The organism is Pseudoalteromonas luteoviolacea, assembly GCF_001696455.1.
Classification (GTDB): Bacteria; Pseudomonadota; Gammaproteobacteria; order Enterobacterales; family Alteromonadaceae; genus Pseudoalteromonas; species Pseudoalteromonas luteoviolacea_C.
Map to the genome: position 1 here is coordinate 40,797 of NZ_MAUJ01000011.1, position 16,105 is coordinate 56,901.

Annotated in this window: 14 protein-coding genes and 1 pseudogene; 8 read left to right on the forward strand and 7 right to left on the reverse strand. The window is 43.4% G+C overall.

Going from position 1 to position 16,105, the window contains the following annotated elements; translation table 11 throughout:
• Nucleotides 1-24: 24 nt before the first annotated feature.
• From A7985_RS22145 to pspF, 6 genes and pseudogenes are all read right to left on the reverse strand, one after another.
• A complete protein-coding gene (locus A7985_RS22145) occupies nucleotides 25-786 on the reverse strand; it encodes an ATP-binding cassette domain-containing protein (RefSeq protein ID WP_065792614.1) in 762 nt (253 codons plus the stop codon).
• Nucleotides 771-1,777 (reverse strand): annotated as a pseudogene (locus A7985_RS22150) (peptide ABC transporter ATP-binding protein). Before A7985_RS22150 ends, A7985_RS22145 begins: the two are co-directional and overlap by 16 nt.
• Complete coding sequence (locus A7985_RS22155; RefSeq protein WP_065792615.1) at nucleotides 1,777-2,670, reverse strand: ABC transporter permease subunit; 894 nt, start codon at nucleotides 2,668-2,670, stop codon at nucleotides 1,777-1,779. The pseudogene A7985_RS22150 and the gene A7985_RS22155 overlap by 1 nt, the downstream one beginning before the upstream one ends.
• A complete protein-coding gene (locus A7985_RS22160; RefSeq protein ID WP_065792616.1) occupies nucleotides 2,657-3,688 on the reverse strand; it encodes an ABC transporter permease in 1,032 nt (343 codons plus the stop codon). Before A7985_RS22160 ends, A7985_RS22155 begins: the two co-directional genes overlap by 14 nt.
• Complete coding sequence (locus A7985_RS22165; RefSeq protein WP_081310684.1) at nucleotides 3,688-5,331, reverse strand: ABC transporter substrate-binding protein; 1,644 nt, start codon at nucleotides 5,329-5,331, stop codon at nucleotides 3,688-3,690. The genes A7985_RS22160 and A7985_RS22165 overlap by 1 nt, the downstream gene beginning before the upstream one ends.
• A gap of 14 nt (nucleotides 5,332-5,345) precedes the next feature.
• Entirely contained in the window at nucleotides 5,346-6,431 is a 1,086-nt protein-coding gene (gene pspF, locus A7985_RS22170) for a phage shock protein operon transcriptional activator (RefSeq protein ID WP_065792617.1), read from the reverse strand.
• A 183-nt stretch (nucleotides 6,432-6,614) separates the two neighbouring features.
• Between pspF and pspA the strand changes: the two genes are divergently transcribed.
• The 8 genes from pspA (at nucleotide 6,615) to A7985_RS22210 (ending at nucleotide 13,194) form a co-directional block, all read left to right on the forward strand.
• Nucleotides 6,615-7,274, forward strand: a complete 660-nt coding sequence (pspA, locus tag A7985_RS22175; RefSeq protein WP_065792618.1) for a phage shock protein PspA — start codon at nucleotides 6,615-6,617, stop codon at nucleotides 7,272-7,274.
• A gap of 80 nt (nucleotides 7,275-7,354) precedes the next feature.
• Nucleotides 7,355-7,588: an envelope stress response membrane protein PspB gene (gene pspB / locus A7985_RS22180; RefSeq protein WP_063359547.1), complete on the forward strand. Its 234-nt coding sequence runs from the start codon at nucleotides 7,355-7,357 to the stop codon at nucleotides 7,586-7,588.
• Nucleotides 7,585-7,986: an envelope stress response membrane protein PspC gene (gene pspC, locus A7985_RS22185; protein WP_065792619.1), complete on the forward strand. Its 402-nt coding sequence runs from the start codon at nucleotides 7,585-7,587 to the stop codon at nucleotides 7,984-7,986. Before pspB ends, pspC begins: the two co-directional genes overlap by 4 nt.
• Before the next feature lie 52 nt (nucleotides 7,987-8,038).
• On the forward strand, nucleotides 8,039-9,448 hold the full coding sequence (locus tag A7985_RS22190; protein WP_065792620.1) for a YcjX family protein: 1,410 nt from the start codon (nucleotides 8,039-8,041) through the stop codon (nucleotides 9,446-9,448).
• Complete coding sequence (locus A7985_RS22195; RefSeq protein ID WP_065792621.1) at nucleotides 9,445-10,473, forward strand: TIGR01620 family protein; 1,029 nt, start codon at nucleotides 9,445-9,447, stop codon at nucleotides 10,471-10,473. Before A7985_RS22190 ends, A7985_RS22195 begins: the two co-directional genes overlap by 4 nt.
• A 178-nt stretch (nucleotides 10,474-10,651) precedes the next feature.
• Nucleotides 10,652-11,830 carry a methionine gamma-lyase gene (megL, locus tag A7985_RS22200; RefSeq protein WP_065792622.1) on the forward strand — a complete coding sequence of 393 codons (1,179 nt, stop codon included), beginning with the start codon at nucleotides 10,652-10,654 and terminating at the stop codon, nucleotides 11,828-11,830.
• Nucleotides 11,831-12,044: 214 nt separating this feature from the next.
• A complete protein-coding gene (gene phhA, locus A7985_RS22205; protein WP_065792623.1) occupies nucleotides 12,045-12,842 on the forward strand; it encodes a phenylalanine 4-monooxygenase in 798 nt (265 codons plus the stop codon).
• A 10-nt stretch (nucleotides 12,843-12,852) separates the two neighbouring features.
• The gene (locus A7985_RS22210; protein WP_065792624.1) at nucleotides 12,853-13,194 is read left to right on the forward strand and encodes a 4a-hydroxytetrahydrobiopterin dehydratase; all 342 of its coding nucleotides are present in this window, start codon (nucleotides 12,853-12,855) and stop codon (nucleotides 13,192-13,194) included.
• 60 nt (nucleotides 13,195-13,254) lie between these two features.
• Here A7985_RS22210 and barA read toward each other — a convergent pair whose 3' ends face one another.
• Nucleotides 13,255-16,023: a two-component sensor histidine kinase BarA gene (gene barA / locus A7985_RS22215; RefSeq protein WP_065792625.1), complete on the reverse strand. Its 2,769-nt coding sequence runs from the start codon at nucleotides 16,021-16,023 to the stop codon at nucleotides 13,255-13,257.
• Between the last annotated feature and the right edge of the window lie 82 nt (nucleotides 16,024-16,105).

Sequence of the window (16,105 nt, forward strand, 5' to 3'; positions counted from 1 at the left end):
CTCAATAACGTATTATTGAGGTGATTAGACTGCCAGCAGTTTTTGCGTGACTTTAGATTTAGGGTTATTAAATATTGCTTCGCTGGACCCGTACTCAACAACCTCACCCTTATTCAAAACCAATAATTTATCACTCATGTGCTTCACTAAGCTTAGATGGTGAGTGATTAACACGTAGCTCAATGCTGTTTCCTTTTGCAACTTAAGAAGCAAGTTCACGATTTGTGCGCGTACTGATGGGTCTAAAGATGAAAGGGCTTCGTCCAGTACGACCACTTTAGGGTCCAATATCAGAGCCCTAGCGAGTGCAACACGTTGTAGTTGGCCACCACTAAACATATGGGGATAATACTCATAATGTTCTGAAAGTAACCCAACCCTAGATAAAGTAAGCTCTATTTTACCTTCTCTTTGTTGCTCAGTGAGCTTAGTATTGAATCTTAAACAGTCATCTAGCATTTCACCAATCGTCAAGCCGGGGTTGAGTGAACGAGTGGGGTCTTGGAATATCAACCGAATGTGGTGGCATTCACGATTTTTAATGCCATCGTCCACTATCATGTTTCCATTTAGGAGTATTTGTCCAGAATCCACTTCTTCCGCACCTGCAAGGACTTTTGCCAAGGTGCTTTTTCCTGAACCGGTTTCGCCAATGACAGCCAAGGTCTGCCCAGGAGTAACCGCAAAAGAGACCCCTTTTAAGACTTGAACTTTCTGACGGCTGAAAAGGCCTGCTCGGGTTTTAAATGATTTATTAAGTGCCTGCACTTTTAGCACGGGTTGCATTTCTTTTTCTCTCTATTTAGTGGAAAGTGGCAGGCAAATGAATGACCGTGAGATTTGACCAGCGTGGGTGTCGCGACACATTCTTTTTGAGCTTGTGGACAGCGTGGACCTAGACGGCAACCAATCGGCAAATGTTGAAGTGGGGGAATAGTGCCTTTGAGTGCATAAAATGGTGCTTTATGGCCGATGCCATGCGCATAATCAGGTAATGATTTTACAAGTGCTTGAGTATACGGGTGGTACGGACCGTTAAAGACTTTCTTAGTCGGCCCAGCCTCCACCATCTGTCCACAATAAAGCACATGCATAGCATGGGACCATTGAGTAATTTCTTCCAGCTCGTGAGAAATCATCAAAATAGACATATTTTTAAGCTGGTTTAAGCTTTTCAGCAGTCTAAAAACTTGCGCGCGGGTTGTACTTTCTAGCGCTGTCGTCGGTCATCTGCGATGAGCAGCTTGGGGCTTCTAGCAATCGCCATTGCGATCATGACTTTTTGGCAGACACCCTCGGAGAGTTCATGGGGATAACTACTTGATACTTTTTCGTCTTCTCGGATCCCTACTTTATGAAGCAGCGCTTTTACTTTATTTTGGCGCTCTTTCTTTCTACCAAAAAACCCTCCTTTAAAGCAGTCATCAGGTAAAGATTCAGCAACTTGCTCAAAGATTTTTGCTGTGGGGTCTAAGCTTCGCCTCGGCTCTTGATAAATCATGGCCATATCTCGCCCTACGATTTTACGGCGTTTTTCTGGGCTGAGGCGCATCAAATCCACACCTTGCCAATGCATTCTGTCTGCTGTGACGCGCCAACGCGCGTTGAGTACGCCAACAATTGCCTTAGCGATGAGGCTTTTTCCTGATCCTGATTCACCTACTAGAGCGTGAACTTCACCCTCTTTCAGGCTAAGATTGACCTTATCAACAGCACGAATAATGCCGTCTTCTGTGGGTAGCTCAATGGTCAGGTTTTTTATGTCTAATAATTGCATTAGGTTGCCTTTCGCGCTTGCAGTGCATTTCTAAGCCCGTCACCCACTAGATTAGTGGCTAATACTGACAAAAACAATAATGCTCCCGGTAATCCTACCGTCCAAGGAGCGATGTAGATTAAACCTAAGTTCTCAGCCAACATTGCACCCCACTCAGTTGTGGGTGGTTGAGCACCAAGTTTCAAAAAGCCTAGCGCTGCGATATCCAAGATTGCTGTAGAAAGTGCCAAAGTAAATATGACCACGATGTGCTCATAGATGTTGGGAAAAACACCTCTAAATAGGATGTGTGCTCTGCTGGCTCCATCTAATCTGTATGCGCCGATATAATCTTTATTTAATTCATCAACAACAAGGTTGCGAACGGAATGGATATGTTGTGGTAGCAAGGCGAGGATAATAGCCCAAACAGTATTGAGAAGCCCAGGGCCCAAGATGGCAATAATTATGATTGCGAGCAATAGCGAAGGGATTGCCAAAGTTATGTCCAATAAGTGGTTTAAAATACTCGATTTGAAGCCCCGGTTAATGCCAGCTAACGTGCCTAGCACAACGCCGATAATCGTCGTCATCAAAGCCGCGATGATAGATAAGCCGAAGGTGTACGTAGCGCCATTCATCAGTCTAGAAAGCACATCACGGCCTAAATCATCAGTACCAAGGATAAAATGCACGTCACCGTCATCGTGCCACGAAGGGGGCAGTAATAAAGCATTACTATGTTGTTGGTCAATCCCATAAGGCGCGAGTAGAGGCGCTGTCATAGCCAGCAGTGCTAAACCAATAAACATCCACAGACCAACCAGCGCTAAATGGTTGGCTTTAAAGTTTCGCCACAGCCGAGATAAAGGGGAACGGTTTGACTCTTCACTGTATAAGCTAAACTTTGCCATGAGATTGGTTCCTTGATACAGGGTCGAGCATTGAGTGGGTCAGATCCGCTAACATATTTGCGAATATGACGAACATCGAAACAGCGAGTAGTCCACCTTGAATCGCAGGGTAATCTCGTTGGTAAATACTGTCAATGAGCCAGCGGCCAATACCTGGCCAAGAGAAAATCACCTCAGTGACCATCGCGAGGGTGATCAGCGTACTAAATTGCAGACCAATTTGTTTAATAACCGGAAGCAATGCATTTCGTAGTGCATGATCGAGGATAATCTGCCTACGGTTAAGGCCCTTCGCTCTGGCGGTTTTTATGTAGTTTTGCTCCAACACGTTCAGCATTGAGTCGCGCGTAAACCGAGTGAGTACTGTAGTTGGATACATGGCTAAGACAATAGTTGGCAACGCTAAATGATGCAGTGCATCAACAAAAGCTTGTCCACCGTAAGGAAACCCAAGTAGCCAAATATCTAATAATATGAAGTTTGTGACAGCAGGGATCTCATAAAGTAAGCCTATTCGGCCTGACATCGGGAACCAGCCAAAGCCAAGACAAAATACCATAATGAGTAACAGTGCTAACCAGAAAACAGGTATCGAGAACCCAAGTAAGGTCAGTGTGCTGATAATCTTATCGGGCCACTTTCTATGGTATGCACTGGTAATGATCCCTGCTGGAATACCGATGATGACCGCCATGACTAGCGCATAAAAGCATAGTTCTAAAGTGGCAGGTAAAAGCAAGGTAACATGGGAGAACACGGTTTGCCCTGATGACAAAGAAACCCCCCAATCACCTTCGAGCAATCGTCCTAGAAAGGCACCATATTGAACGAGCACGTTCTCGTTGATTCGGTATTTGTCTTCAAGCATTTGAGACTGACTAAAGCTGGTATTCACTTGTCCGCTAAAGTTGGTTAACAGGTCTCCTGGAAATAAGTAATTCAACCCAAAAGTAAACGCGGATAAAGCGAACAACATAAATAACAGTAAGCTAAATCGGCGAAGGAGATAATCAAGCATTACTGTTCGCCTTTTCTAACATTGGCGAGAGAGACGCCGCCAAATGGTCTCAGTTGTGCGCCTTCAATGTCGGCACCTCGCGCTTGGAATCGAACTCCATGAGCAATTGGAACCAGTGGCATCTCATCAATGAGCATCGCTTGTGCTTGGAGATAGTATTTCTTTCTCATTGCAAGTTCATTGGTATCCAATGCTTGGGTGAGCAATAAGTCAAACTCCGGGTTGCACCAATTAGCCGGGTTTTTCCCTGTAAAAGTGGCGGTGCAACTAAGCAGTGGACTGAAAAAGTTGTCCGGATCTGGGGTGTCAGCAGCCCAACCTAAAAGCACACTGTCATGCTCATGCCGACCAATACGTTCAATAAATGTATTCCATTCAAATTCAACGATCCGCGTACGAATACCTATTTGGCGCAGATCACTTTGAATCAGTTCAGCCATTTTTCTGGCATTGGGGTTATAAATTCTAGAGACGGGCATGGCCCACAAGGTCATTTCAAAACCGTTTGGAAAGCCAGCTTCCGTTAAGTATGCCTTTGCCTTTTCGGGATCGTATACCGGCATCTGCTGAGCGGCAAAAGCCCATGAAGAGGGGGGCAAAATTGATTTGGCCGCAATGCCGTTTCCATAAAAAACAGCTTGCATGATTTTGTTGAAATCGATGCTGTGTGCAAGCGCTTTTCTAACTAGCACATTATTGAATGGCGGCTTTTCCGTATTGAACGCCCAATATCCCACATTGAGGTTGACAGCTTTGTCGACCACGATATCTTTTCTAGCAGCAAGGGCTTCCAGCTGAGTGGCGCTAGGATGTGAGGTAATATCACACTCTTTGGTCAGCATTTTGGCGATGCGCGTGGTGTTATTGGTCGTGATGTCATAGACGAGTTGATCAACGCCGTAGTCATGCTTCCAATAATTTTCGTGTTTGTGAAAGCGCACTAAGTTATCACGTAAAAAGTGCTTATATTTATAGGGCCCAGTACCAATCGGCATGTTGTCGAATAGGTGCTTTTGATCTTGAGAAGCGCGTTGCATCGCATATTCTTCAGAAAGAATTACCGCAAAATCGGTGGCAATGTTAGATAGCAAGCTACTCTCTGCACTGAATAATTCGAAGCGTACAGTGTGGCTGTCAACTTTGACAATTTTCCTAATCAATTGATCCATACCGACGCTTTGGAAATATGGATAACTCGCGTCATGGACAAAGTGGTAGGGATTGTAGACATCAAAAAGACGACTAAAAGAAAAGATAACATCGTCCGCATTCATCGCTCTGGTAGGCGTGAAATATTCCGTCGTATGAAATTCGACCCCTTCACGTAGTTTAAACGTGATCTTTTTACCATCCTCGCTGATATGCCACTCAGTCGCTAACTCTGGTTTAAACTCAGCGGTAACTGGGTCAATGCTGATAAGGGAGTTGTACAATTGATTAGCAATAATGTCTATTGTCGACCCTGTCGTTGTGACCTGTGGGTTGAATGACACAGGATTTGCCTCTGCGCAATATACAATGCCTTGCGTTTTACTCGTATTTTCAACCTGTTTTACATCGCTACATGCTGTGATAAACAGGGCAAAAGCGGGCAGCCAGATACGGCCAATATAATGCTTGGGTTTAGTCAGTAAGTCAGTCATCGCAGTGACCACAGTTAAGCCTCTTGTTGTGAGTCTAACAAATTGTATTTTTTCAAATAGCCTCTTAACTGATGATACGTTAATCCTAGGTTTTGTGCAGTTTTCTTTTGATTAAATTGACTAAATTCAAGCGCTTTTTTAAGTAACTCGACCTCGTAGTCGCTGGAGAGAGATTTGAGATCGCATGGAAAGTCGAATGCCAAACTCGTTGTTTCTGCCGATTCCGTGTGATTGGTGGGCGCTTGTGGGTTTGTTTTTATCAATTCATGGCGCACCGTATCAGTGTCTTTTACTGCTTTTATTCTTTGTTGTGGCCTATAAGGGCTGTCGAATGGATCAAAGTTAATTTGGTGTACTGGCAGATTTTCATTGCCGTGGCGATACAAGCTCCGTTCAACCACGTTTTTAAGCTCTCGAATATTGCCCGGCCATTCATAATCTAACAAGGCATCGGTGGCCCGTCTTGTAAATCCACTAAATAATGACCACCCAAGATCACGGGCCATATTTATTGCGAAGTGTTCGGCTAGCAATAAGATGTCTTCTTTACGAGCTCTAAGGGGGGGCAGTGTAATGACATCGAATGCGAGTCGATCGAGCAGGTCATGCCTAAACTCCCCGTTTTCAGCCAAGCTTGGCAAGTCCTCATTGGTTGCGCAAACTAATCGGGTATCTACCTTGACGGTTTGTTTACCACCAACTCGTTCAAATTCACCATATTCAATCACGCGTAGTAGTTTTTCTTGGACCATCGCCGATGTATTCGCTAATTCGTCTAGAAATAACGTACCGCTGTTGGCTCGCTCAAAGCGACCTTCATGACGTTTACTCGCACCTGTAAATGCGCCAGACTCATGACCAAATAACTCACTTTCTAAAAGGTTTTCGTTTAGCGCAGCACAGTTGAGTTTGACATAGCTTTGGTCCCATCTTTCAGAAAGAAAGTGCAAGCGGGCTGCAATCAGTTCTTTACCTGTACCGCGTTCGCCAATGATAAGCACGGGTTTGTCTAAGGGCGCGAGTTGGGATACCTGATCGAGCACGGCTAAAAAACTATCGGATTGACCCAAAAGATTATCTTGTTGGCGGAACTGACTCATATTTGCCTAACTCTTAGTGTTTTTGACTAAGATATAGTTTATTTGAAAAAAACAGTGATAGGAAGCTTTTTGTTGTGATTATAAGTTGTTGAAAATTATGGGTTAATTTTCATTGTAAAGTTGGCAAGCTATTTGATATATAAAACCCAGTAATACAAATCATAACCAACGAGGTAAAAGATTATGGGAATTTTTTCACGTTTTGCTGACATCGTTAATTCTAATATTAATGCCATCTTAGATAAAGCTGAAGATCCAGAAAAAATGGTTCGCCTTATCATCCAAGAAATGGAAGATACATTGGTTGAAGTGCGTTCGACTTCAGCTAAAACATTGGCTGAGAAGAAAGAGTTAGAGAGACGCGTTGAGCAATTAAACTCGCAAGCTGATGATTGGCAAGAAAAAGCTGAGCTTGCATTGACGAAAGAGCGCGAGGACTTAGCGCGTGCTGCACTGCTTGAAAAGCAAAAAGCTTCAGATGCGGCGCAAAGCGTTGCACAAGAGTTGAGCCATGTAGAGTCTCACATTGAAAAATTGCAACAAGAAGTAACGACACTACAAGAAAAGCTTGCTGATGCAAAAGCGCGCCAACAGGCCATTGTACTGAGACAACGTTCGGCTGAGTCTAGACTCGATGTTAAAAAAGCACTAGATAGCTCAAAAGTTGAAGATGCGTTAAATCGTTTTGAGCGTTACGAAACTAAAATTGATGGCCTTGAATCGCAAGTGGAAGCGTATGATCTTGGTAAAAAGTCACTGGCTGATGAGATAGCGGATCTACAAAAAAATGAAAAAGTAGATGACGAGCTAGAAGCTTTAAAGAAAAAGCTGGCAAATAAGTGAATCTAGCAGCACCTACTGTTAGAGTAGGTGCAAAACAACAATAATTACGCTGCCAAGACCAATATAAACAGGAGAAGATTATGTTTGACGCAGAAATACTAGTTGCCCCAGTTGTCCTATTTTTAATTGTGGTAGCGCCGCTGTGGCTCATTCTTCATTACAAAAGCAAAAAACAGCTGAGTCAGGGTCTGAGCGAACACGAGCATCGTCAATTACTGGAGCTGGCACATAAAGCAGAGAAAATGGCAGAACGAGTAGAGACGTTAGAAGCGCTATTAGATCAAGAGTCACCAGAATGGAGACGTAAAGTATGAGCCAGAGACGAAGAGAGTTATATCGCGACCCTAAACGGGGTAAGTTAGCAGGGGTTTGTGCTGGGTTAAGTGATTACTTCAACATGGAGTTGTGGCTGGTACGTATCTTATTCGTTACTGCCGTATTACTGTCAGGTGGTCCTTTATTTGTGGTTATCTATATTGCGTGCTGGTTCATTTTAGATAAAAAGGAACTTGAACATGAACACATTAACCACAACCACGATAATGATCCTGTTTCAGTAAAGTTCAAGGTATGGCAAAAGGGAGAGCCACCGCGTCAAGCTTTGTTTGATTTAAAAGATAGACTCGGCAGGTTAGATAGCCGTATCCAAAATATGGAGCGTTATGTGACGTCCGCTGAGTTTACGGTAAAAAGGGAAATTAATAAGCTTTAATGGCCTGTGGCGAGGATTCGCCACGCCGCCTACGTTAAGGAATTACCAATACATGAGCTTAAGGTTTACAACCCAAAAAACACTTGAAAAGCTGCAGCAAAAAGCGCAAAAAACGATACAGCGCTCACTCGATCAACATATTAAATTAGCTGTGACGGGATTTAGTGGCAGCGGTAAAACGGCATTAATAACAGCGCTTGTCAAGCATCTGACAACGCAAGCAAATAGTCAAAACCTACCATTTTTCGATGTTGTAAGAGATCACCGTCTTATTGCTTGTAAATTGGTACCACAAAAAGCGCTTGATATCCCGACGTTTGATTATCACAGTGCGGCAGCCTGTCTATTGGCTGAAGACCCTAGATGGCCACCTTCTACCGAGCGTATCAATACGCTGACTCTGGCGCTTAAATTTCGAAGTCGTAGTGGGATACGTCAGCATTTCTCAGATGATCACACGATTTATCTTGAGTTGATTGATTACCCAGGTGAGTGGCTTATGGATTTACCCATGCTCAATATGAATTTTGAGCAATGGAGTCGCTCTCAATTAGATGTTTTATCACAGTCTGCATATAGCCAGTATAGTGAGCCACTTTTGGCTCAGCTCGATAAATTTGATGCGACGGCACAGGTGGACTCAAGTGCTTTAAATATGCTTTCTGAAAGCTATTGCACGCTTTTGAAAACGCTAAAACGCGAAACCAAGGTCGCGAAGTTACAGCCAGGCAGAATGTTGATCCCCGGTGACTTAGCCGGTGCACCAATTATTCAATTTTTTCCACTCCCTAATCACGACCTAGTAGAAAAAGCTGGCACGCAGTACGAACAGTTAGCGCAGCGGTTTGAGGCTTATAAAAAGCAAGTGATCGAACCTTTTTATAAAGAGTATTTTTGTGCGTTTGATAGGCAGTTGGTACTCGTTGATTTAATCGGTGCCCTGAATGATGGTCCGGCAACACTCGTTCAAACGCAACAGGCGCTAAGAGAGACTATGGGCATGTTCAAGCATGGCAAAAGTGGCGTATTGCAAAGGCTATTTAGGCCAAAAATTGACAAAGTGCTGTTTGCGGCCAATAAGTGCGATGCCGTTGCGATTACAGAGCAAGATAACTTAACGCGTTTGTTACACGAACTACTGTGTGAGCATGAAAACGAACTGAAATTTGCTGGTGTGGAAGTGGATACCATGACTATCTCCTCGGTAAAAAGCTGCCAACACAAGCAAGTACAAGATCAAGGCAAAACCTTGAATTGCGTGTATGGTAAACCACTAAACGAATCCCAATTCATCACATTTTTACCACCTGAACCGCCTGACCATGTGCTGTCTTCCTCAAACTGGCCAGATCAGGGGTTTGAGTTTTTGTCTTTTTATCCCATGCCTGCTTATCAAGGCCAATTGGAGCATATCCGTTTAGATCACACGCTGCAGTTTTTAATAGGGGACAAGTTGAGATGACAAAGTCAAAACAGTGGCAGGCGGGACGCAGGATCGATACTCAAGCATCTTCGGATGAAGTGCTACAAACGCAAAAATTTAACCGCCAGAGTGCGCGACTTGAGGACGAACAAGCGTCTTTTTCTACCGAGGATATCAATGTACTGAGCCGCCAAGCCAATGATGAGCAAATTGAAAGTAGCTTCGAGGCATCAAGCAGTCATTTCGGCTGGCGGCACATCCTGCTGTTTAGTTTGATGGTGCTTATTCCTATTGAAATGGCGATGGCTATTTATACTGCATTTCAACAAAGTATAATCCTTGCGGGTATATATACTTTGTGTGTGGTATCGGCTTTAGGCTGGGGTGGTCAGTTTTTAATTAAAGAGGTTTTGGCACTTAGAACGCTAAAAAACTTAGAGATCAGACGTGAACAAGCATCGCGGTTACTCAGTAGCAACCAAATAGGTGAAGCACAAAGCTGGCTTGAGCCGATATTTAAAAAATTACCCAAGGGTACAGTTGATGAATTTCAAGCGAGTCTTAAAAGTCACTATACTGACAAAGAAGTGCTCCAGCTATATGAACAAAGTGTACTAAAAACGCAAGATGATGCCGCAAGGGCCATTATATCTGAATATGCGACCACTTCAGCGTTAATGGTTGCACTGAGTCCAATGGCTATCACGGATATGTTAGCTGTGCTGTGGCGAGGTGTGAGCCTGATAGAGAAGCTGAGTAAACACTACGGCGTGGAGCTTGGTTATCGTAGTCGCATAAAACTGTATAAGTTACTGGCAAAGCAGATAGTATTTGTCGGCGCGACGGAGCTTTTGAGCGATCTCGCAGCGACTAGTTTAGGGGCCGAACTATTGGGTAAGCTGTCTGCACGTTCTGCTCAAGGCCTAAGTGCTGGTGTTTTCACCGCAAGGCTTGGATATAAAGCAATGGAAATATGCCGACCTATTCCTCGCTTAGAAAACAAAGCAAATTTCCTCACAACATTTGCTAAAAAATTGACGAATCAGCTGCTTAAGCAAAACTAATACATGATGTGCACATGTCTTGCACTTTCTGTGGTGACAAGATATGTGTACAGCCTGATAATATTAATCTTTCTCACATAGCCATCTGAACTTCCGGCATGCTTGTGCATTTATCATTCATAGAATATCTAATTACATACAGGTATTAAACTTTTGAATAATAACAAACAGGCAAGCAATGAAGAAGTTACATGATCAAACAAATTGTATCCACGGTCCAAATCATTTTGAAGATCCACATGGTGCCTTGACCGCGCCTTTATATCAGAGTTCTACTTTTAAGTTTGCAAATGCGGCTCAAGGTGCTGCGCGTTTTGCTGGTGAGGAAGCTGGTTATATCTATACTCGATTGGGTAATCCAACGACACGAGAGCTAGAAGAGAAACTCGCCCAATTGGAAGAAATGGAAGATGCAGCGGCAACAGCGACTGGTATGGGCGCGGTTTCTGCTTCGGTACTTAGCTTTTTACAACAGGGTGACCACCTAATTGCATCCAGTGCACTGTATGGCTGTAGCTTTGCATTGTTCGCGCATATGTTGCCTAAATTTGGGATCGAAGTCAGCTTCGTAGACATGACCGATCTTGACGCACTCAAGGCAGCACTTAAACCAAACAGTAAAATGTTATTTGCTGAAACCCCCATCAACCCAAATATGACGGTGTTGGATTTGACGATGCTCGGTGAATTTGCCCAGCAAAATGGGTTAATCAGTGTCATTGATAACACTTTCATGACGCCTTTACTGCAAAAACCCAAGCATTTTGGTATCGATATTGTAATTCACAGTGCAACTAAATATTTGAATGGCCACGGAGATGTAGTTGCTGGTGTCGTATGTGGTAGTAAAGAGCACATCGAAACAGTTAAGCTCACGGTGTTAAAAGACATAGGTGCAACTATCAGCCCTCATGATGCTTGGCTTATCAATCGTGGATTAAAAACGCTTCATATTAGAATGGAAAGGCACTGTGAAAGTGCGCAAAAAGTGGCGGAATACTTGGAGTCTCACTCGAAAGTAGAGCGGGTATATTATCCCGGACTTGAATCTCACCCAGGCCATCGTTTTATTGGTAATCAAATGAAAGCGGCTGGCGGGGTCATCGCGTTTGAAATTAAAGGGACGCTGGCAGATGGTGAGCAATTTATCAATGCGACTGAGCTTTGCACATTGGCTGTGAGTTTGGGAGATCCAGAGACGCTGATCCAGCACCCCGCTTCTATGACTCACTCTCCATATACGCCCGAAGAACGATTGGCGGCGGGTATCTCTGATGGTCTGATCCGCATTTCTGTTGGATTAGAAGCAGCTGAAGATATTATTGCAGACCTTGAAAAAGCATTTTCTTGTATATAAATGTTTACACCAAGCTGGCTTGAGTGCCCCGTAATAAAAGGGGTGTAATATTTTTTGTTCAAAAGTGTAATTTAAAGTGTACAAAAAGCCGGGTTTGTAGTGGGGGCATTTACGTCCCTACTATTAATATTTTGCTCACTTTTACATAGTATCCAGATAACAGGTTTGAACGCTCCACCAGCAGAAGTGGGGATCAAAATTTAAGAAGGTTACTATGGCTAAATCTAGTAAATACATCTCCAAGCAGCCAAACGAGCAAGGCGTCATAGAGTGGAGCGACGAAGAGAATAAGATCTGGTCCGAATTAGTCGCTAGACAACTTAAGTGCATTGAGGGAAAGGCATGTGATGAATATATGGAAGGTCTAAAAAAAATAGACTTACCTCACGATCGTATTCCACAGTTGCACGAAATTAATGCGGTATTAGAAAAAGAAACTGGTTGGCAAGTTGCCCCGGTACCAGCTTTGATTGACTTCGATGAGTTTTTCCGTCTATTGGCCAACAAACAGTTTCCAGTAGCAACTTTTATTCGTTCTCGTGAAGAGTTTGATTACCTGCAAGAGCCAGATATCTTCCATGAAATATTTGGACACTGTGCAATGCTAACAAATCCAGCATTTGCCGAATTTACTCACAAATATGGTCAGCTCGGTTATGCCGCTGAGAAAAAAGACCGTGTTTATCTAGCACGCCTTTATTGGTTTACTGTTGAGTTTGGTTTGATGCAAACAGAAAACGGCTTGCGCATATACGGTGGTGGTATTTTATCTAGCCCTGGCGAAACGCAATATGTTTACTCTGATAAACCAGAGATCAACAAACTAGAAGTATTAGATGTACTTCGTACACCATATCGAATTGATATAATGCAGCCCCTGTACTACACCATTAACTCGATTGATGACTTATTTGATATTTCTCAAATGGACATTATGTCTTTAGTACAAAGAGCCAAAGAATTGGGTCTGTATGAACCTAAATTTCCACCTAAAAACAAATTAGCAAGTTAAGGAACCATCCATGTCTTTAAGTGCACAAAAATGTGAAGCGTGTCGTGCGGATGCGCCTAAAGTGTCAGATGACGAGTTAGCAGTATTGATTAAGCAGATCCCTGATTGGGTCCCTGAAGTGCGTGACGGGATCATGCAATTAGAAAGAGTTTATAAGTTCAAAAACTTTAAGTTAGCACTTGAGTTTACTAACAAAGTAGGCGATATGGCTGAAGAAGAGGGACACCACCCAGGCCTTCTTACTGAGTGGGGCAAAGTAACTGTAACTTGGTGGAGCCACTCAATCAAAGGTCTTCACAAGAATGATTTCATTTGTGCGGCAAAGACTGACGAAGTATTCGCAGCACTATAATCGATAAATTCGGAATGTTAAGGGCGCCTAAGGCGCCTTTTTTATTTCGTATAATCTCACTTACAAACTTGGTACCGTGGTGATTTCAGCATCTTGATTTAAGTTAGTAAGCTCATCAATTAGATCTAACACTTCTGGTTCCACATAATTAAACCCCTTATTCTGTTTCAAAGCGGTTTCGATTGTCTCTGCTAACTGTTTGAGCTTTGGCACGCCTGTATAGCAACAGGCTCCGTGGAACTTGTGTACTATCTTGAGAAGTTGCTCGGCATCTTCTTGTTCACAGGCTGCATTTAACTGCTCGATGGTTTCGGGCACGCTTTGCAGCAGCATATTGAGCATTTCAAGCGCAAGGTGTGGCTTATTGCCTGCGCGTTGCAAAGCAAGGTTCCAGTCAAGTAAATGACTGTCAAATGGTGCGACACTACTAACAAGCTGCTCTTCTTTCTGCGCTCTCTCCACAGGAGACGCTGCGCTGTGATCACAAATGATTTGTTTTAACATGTCTTCATCGATGGGTTTGGTCATGTACCCACTAAATCCATCTTTCACCAATTGCTCTTTTTCTCCTGTGAGTGCGTGTGCTGTTACTGCAATAATGGGGGTATCATCGTTCATGGAAGATTCTTTTATACTCTTACAAGCGGTGATACCATCCATGATCGGCATTTGAATATCCATAAAAATTAAGTCGTATTTATGTGTTTTGCATAAACCCACTGCTTGGGCACCATTGTGTGCTGTCTCTATGGTTTCTACTTGTTCTTCGAGTAATGTGTAGAGCAACTTGAGGTTCGCATGGTTATCATCTGCAATCAGCACTTTCAGTGGTAAATGTGTAGGGCTGTCGGTTTCAATGGAGAGATCTGGGTGATCCAAGCGATAAGGTGCCGCCAGCATTTCACACAGTTTTCTATGGTGCAAAGGCTTACTGATACATGCATCTGCGCCACTACCTATTAAGGACTCTCGCATATTGTGTGAGATGGTGTTCACCATTAAGTATAGGTAATCAGCCTTGTTGCGAGCTTGATTGATATACCCTTTCACTGTTTGCATGTCATCTACGGTCGCCATATTTCCTACTAGGCAGATGTCGTAACTAAACTCCTGTGATAACGCATGTTGGAAAGCCTCATCGCTTTCACACACTGTTACTTGCATATGCCAACTTTCAATTTGCGCACACACCGCATTGCGCGTATGTTCTTGCGGCTCGAAATATAGCACGCGTTTATTCTCAAGCGGTTTACACGGTAAGTCATCGTTGAATAGGCGATTAGGTAAAGTGAAAATGGCATTGAAAGTAAAGCAAGAGCCACTACCAAGTGCAGAGTTCAATGTGATACGCCCTTGCATCACTTCTACGATGTGTTTAGTGATGATCAAACCAAGGCCGGTGCCACCGAATTTCCGTGTAATACTGGTGTCAGCCTGCGCAAATGGCGTGAATAGGGTATCTTGTTTCTCTTGGGCAATGCCTAAGCCGGTATCACTCACGGAGACCAGTAGGGAGGTTTGTGTATCGCCTTTAAGCCGGTGGCTTATATCAACTTTAACGGAGCCTTTTTCCGTAAATTTAATCGCATTGCTAATTAGGTTAATTAGTACTTGTTTAAACCGTGTTGGGTCGCCAACTAAATTATCAGGCACCTGACGGTTAACGGCTATTGAAAGCTCTAATTGCTTTTCATAGGCACTTGGGGCAAGCAGCGTCATCACTTCGTTCACCGCGTCACGTAGTTGAAACTGGATGTTTTCTAGCTCCATGGCGCCAGCTTCAAGTTTCGAAAAGTCTAAAATATCGCTAATAATGGTGAGCAGGCTGTTGGCTGAAAGCTCTATGGTGTCCAAATAGTCTTTTTGATGTTTATTGAGCGGGGTCTTATATAGTTGCCTAGTGAAACCGATGACGCCGTTTAGGGGGGTACGAAGCTCGTGACTCATTTTGGCGAGGAAGTCTGACTTAACACGGTTTGCAACTTGTGCTTCCTTTTTAGCTATATTGAGCTGTATATTTTGAGTTTCATACTGTTCAAGCGTTTCTCGATAATCACTGGTCGCTTGGTCGATGTGTTTTTGCATTTCGTCACGTTGCCCGACCATTTTTTCACTGATGGTGATAAGGCCCTGACGCATCATGTCAAATTCACCTTGCATGGGATTGTTAACACCGATATCGGTTTTGCCCTCTATTAATTTGTCCGTTGCAAGCTGCAGTTGAGAGAGTGGTGTTGAAAACATCCGACTAAGTCGCGTTGATAATAAAGCGCTTAAAAACAAGGCCGCCAGAATAATTGCGCTGCTAAACAACAATGCTTTTTGTTGACCAATGATGGCCTGATCTTGACTGATTTCAACCATCAATACCGCAGTGGTCTGTGCATGCGCTTCTTGCCAGACTGAGCCAGTTCCATAATGCTTGACAGGCGCAAATATGACATAGTTATTACGCAGCTTTTGTACTTCAGTTGCATGTAAAGCAACGACATTGCCACGATAATGAAGATTATTAAACTCACTGTGATAGTTACTGGTCATGATGAGCTGGTTGTGTTTGTCGAACACGGCAATGCTGTTGACCAAAGAGGCATGCTGATTATGTGCTTTTGTGATGATGCCGTGTAGTTTAGCTTTGTCTTTTGTCGTGAGCGGTTGTTCTACTGTCATCGCCAGAGCATTGGCTATACTGGTGCCTTGCTGTTTAAGGATTTGTTCAAGCTCTACGTAGCGATTTATAGTAAAATACCCTCCAAGTATTAGACCGATTAACACCGTCGGGATCAGAGTAAGCAACAAAACGCTATCTCGTAAGCTCAATTTTGACATAATTTGCGATATAAAACTTTGATAATTATGAACTCTAGATTAGCGAGTTCACTGGTGTTTAGCAATGTAAAAGGGGCGATGC

Coding starts and splice junctions, on each gene's coding strand:
- pspB (WP_063359547.1), top strand. CDS start 7,355: ATGTTTGACGCAGAAATACTAGTTGCCCCAGTTGTCCTATTTTTAATT.
- A7985_RS22190 (WP_065792620.1), top strand. CDS start 8,039: ATGAGCTTAAGGTTTACAACCCAAAAAACACTTGAAAAGCTGCAGCAA.
- A7985_RS22195 (WP_065792621.1), top strand. CDS start 9,445: ATGACAAAGTCAAAACAGTGGCAGGCGGGACGCAGGATCGATACTCAA.
- A7985_RS22155 (WP_065792615.1), bottom strand. CDS start 2,670: ATGGCAAAGTTTAGCTTATACAGTGAAGAGTCAAACCGTTCCCCTTTA.
- pspC (WP_065792619.1), top strand. CDS start 7,585: ATGAGCCAGAGACGAAGAGAGTTATATCGCGACCCTAAACGGGGTAAG.
- pspA (WP_065792618.1), top strand. CDS start 6,615: ATGGGAATTTTTTCACGTTTTGCTGACATCGTTAATTCTAATATTAAT.
- A7985_RS22160 (WP_065792616.1), bottom strand. CDS start 3,688: ATGCTTGATTATCTCCTTCGCCGATTTAGCTTACTGTTATTTATGTTG.
- megL (WP_065792622.1), top strand. CDS start 10,652: ATGAAGAAGTTACATGATCAAACAAATTGTATCCACGGTCCAAATCAT.
- A7985_RS22210 (WP_065792624.1), top strand. CDS start 12,853: ATGTCTTTAAGTGCACAAAAATGTGAAGCGTGTCGTGCGGATGCGCCT.
- barA (WP_065792625.1), bottom strand. CDS start 16,023: ATGTCAAAATTGAGCTTACGAGATAGCGTTTTGTTGCTTACTCTGATC.
- phhA (WP_065792623.1), top strand. CDS start 12,045: ATGGCTAAATCTAGTAAATACATCTCCAAGCAGCCAAACGAGCAAGGC.
- pspF (WP_065792617.1), bottom strand. CDS start 6,431: ATGAGTCAGTTCCGCCAACAAGATAATCTTTTGGGTCAATCCGATAGT.
- A7985_RS22145 (WP_065792614.1), bottom strand. CDS start 786: ATGCAACCCGTGCTAAAAGTGCAGGCACTTAATAAATCATTTAAAACC.
- A7985_RS22165 (WP_081310684.1), bottom strand. CDS start 5,331: ATGACTGACTTACTGACTAAACCCAAGCATTATATTGGCCGTATCTGG.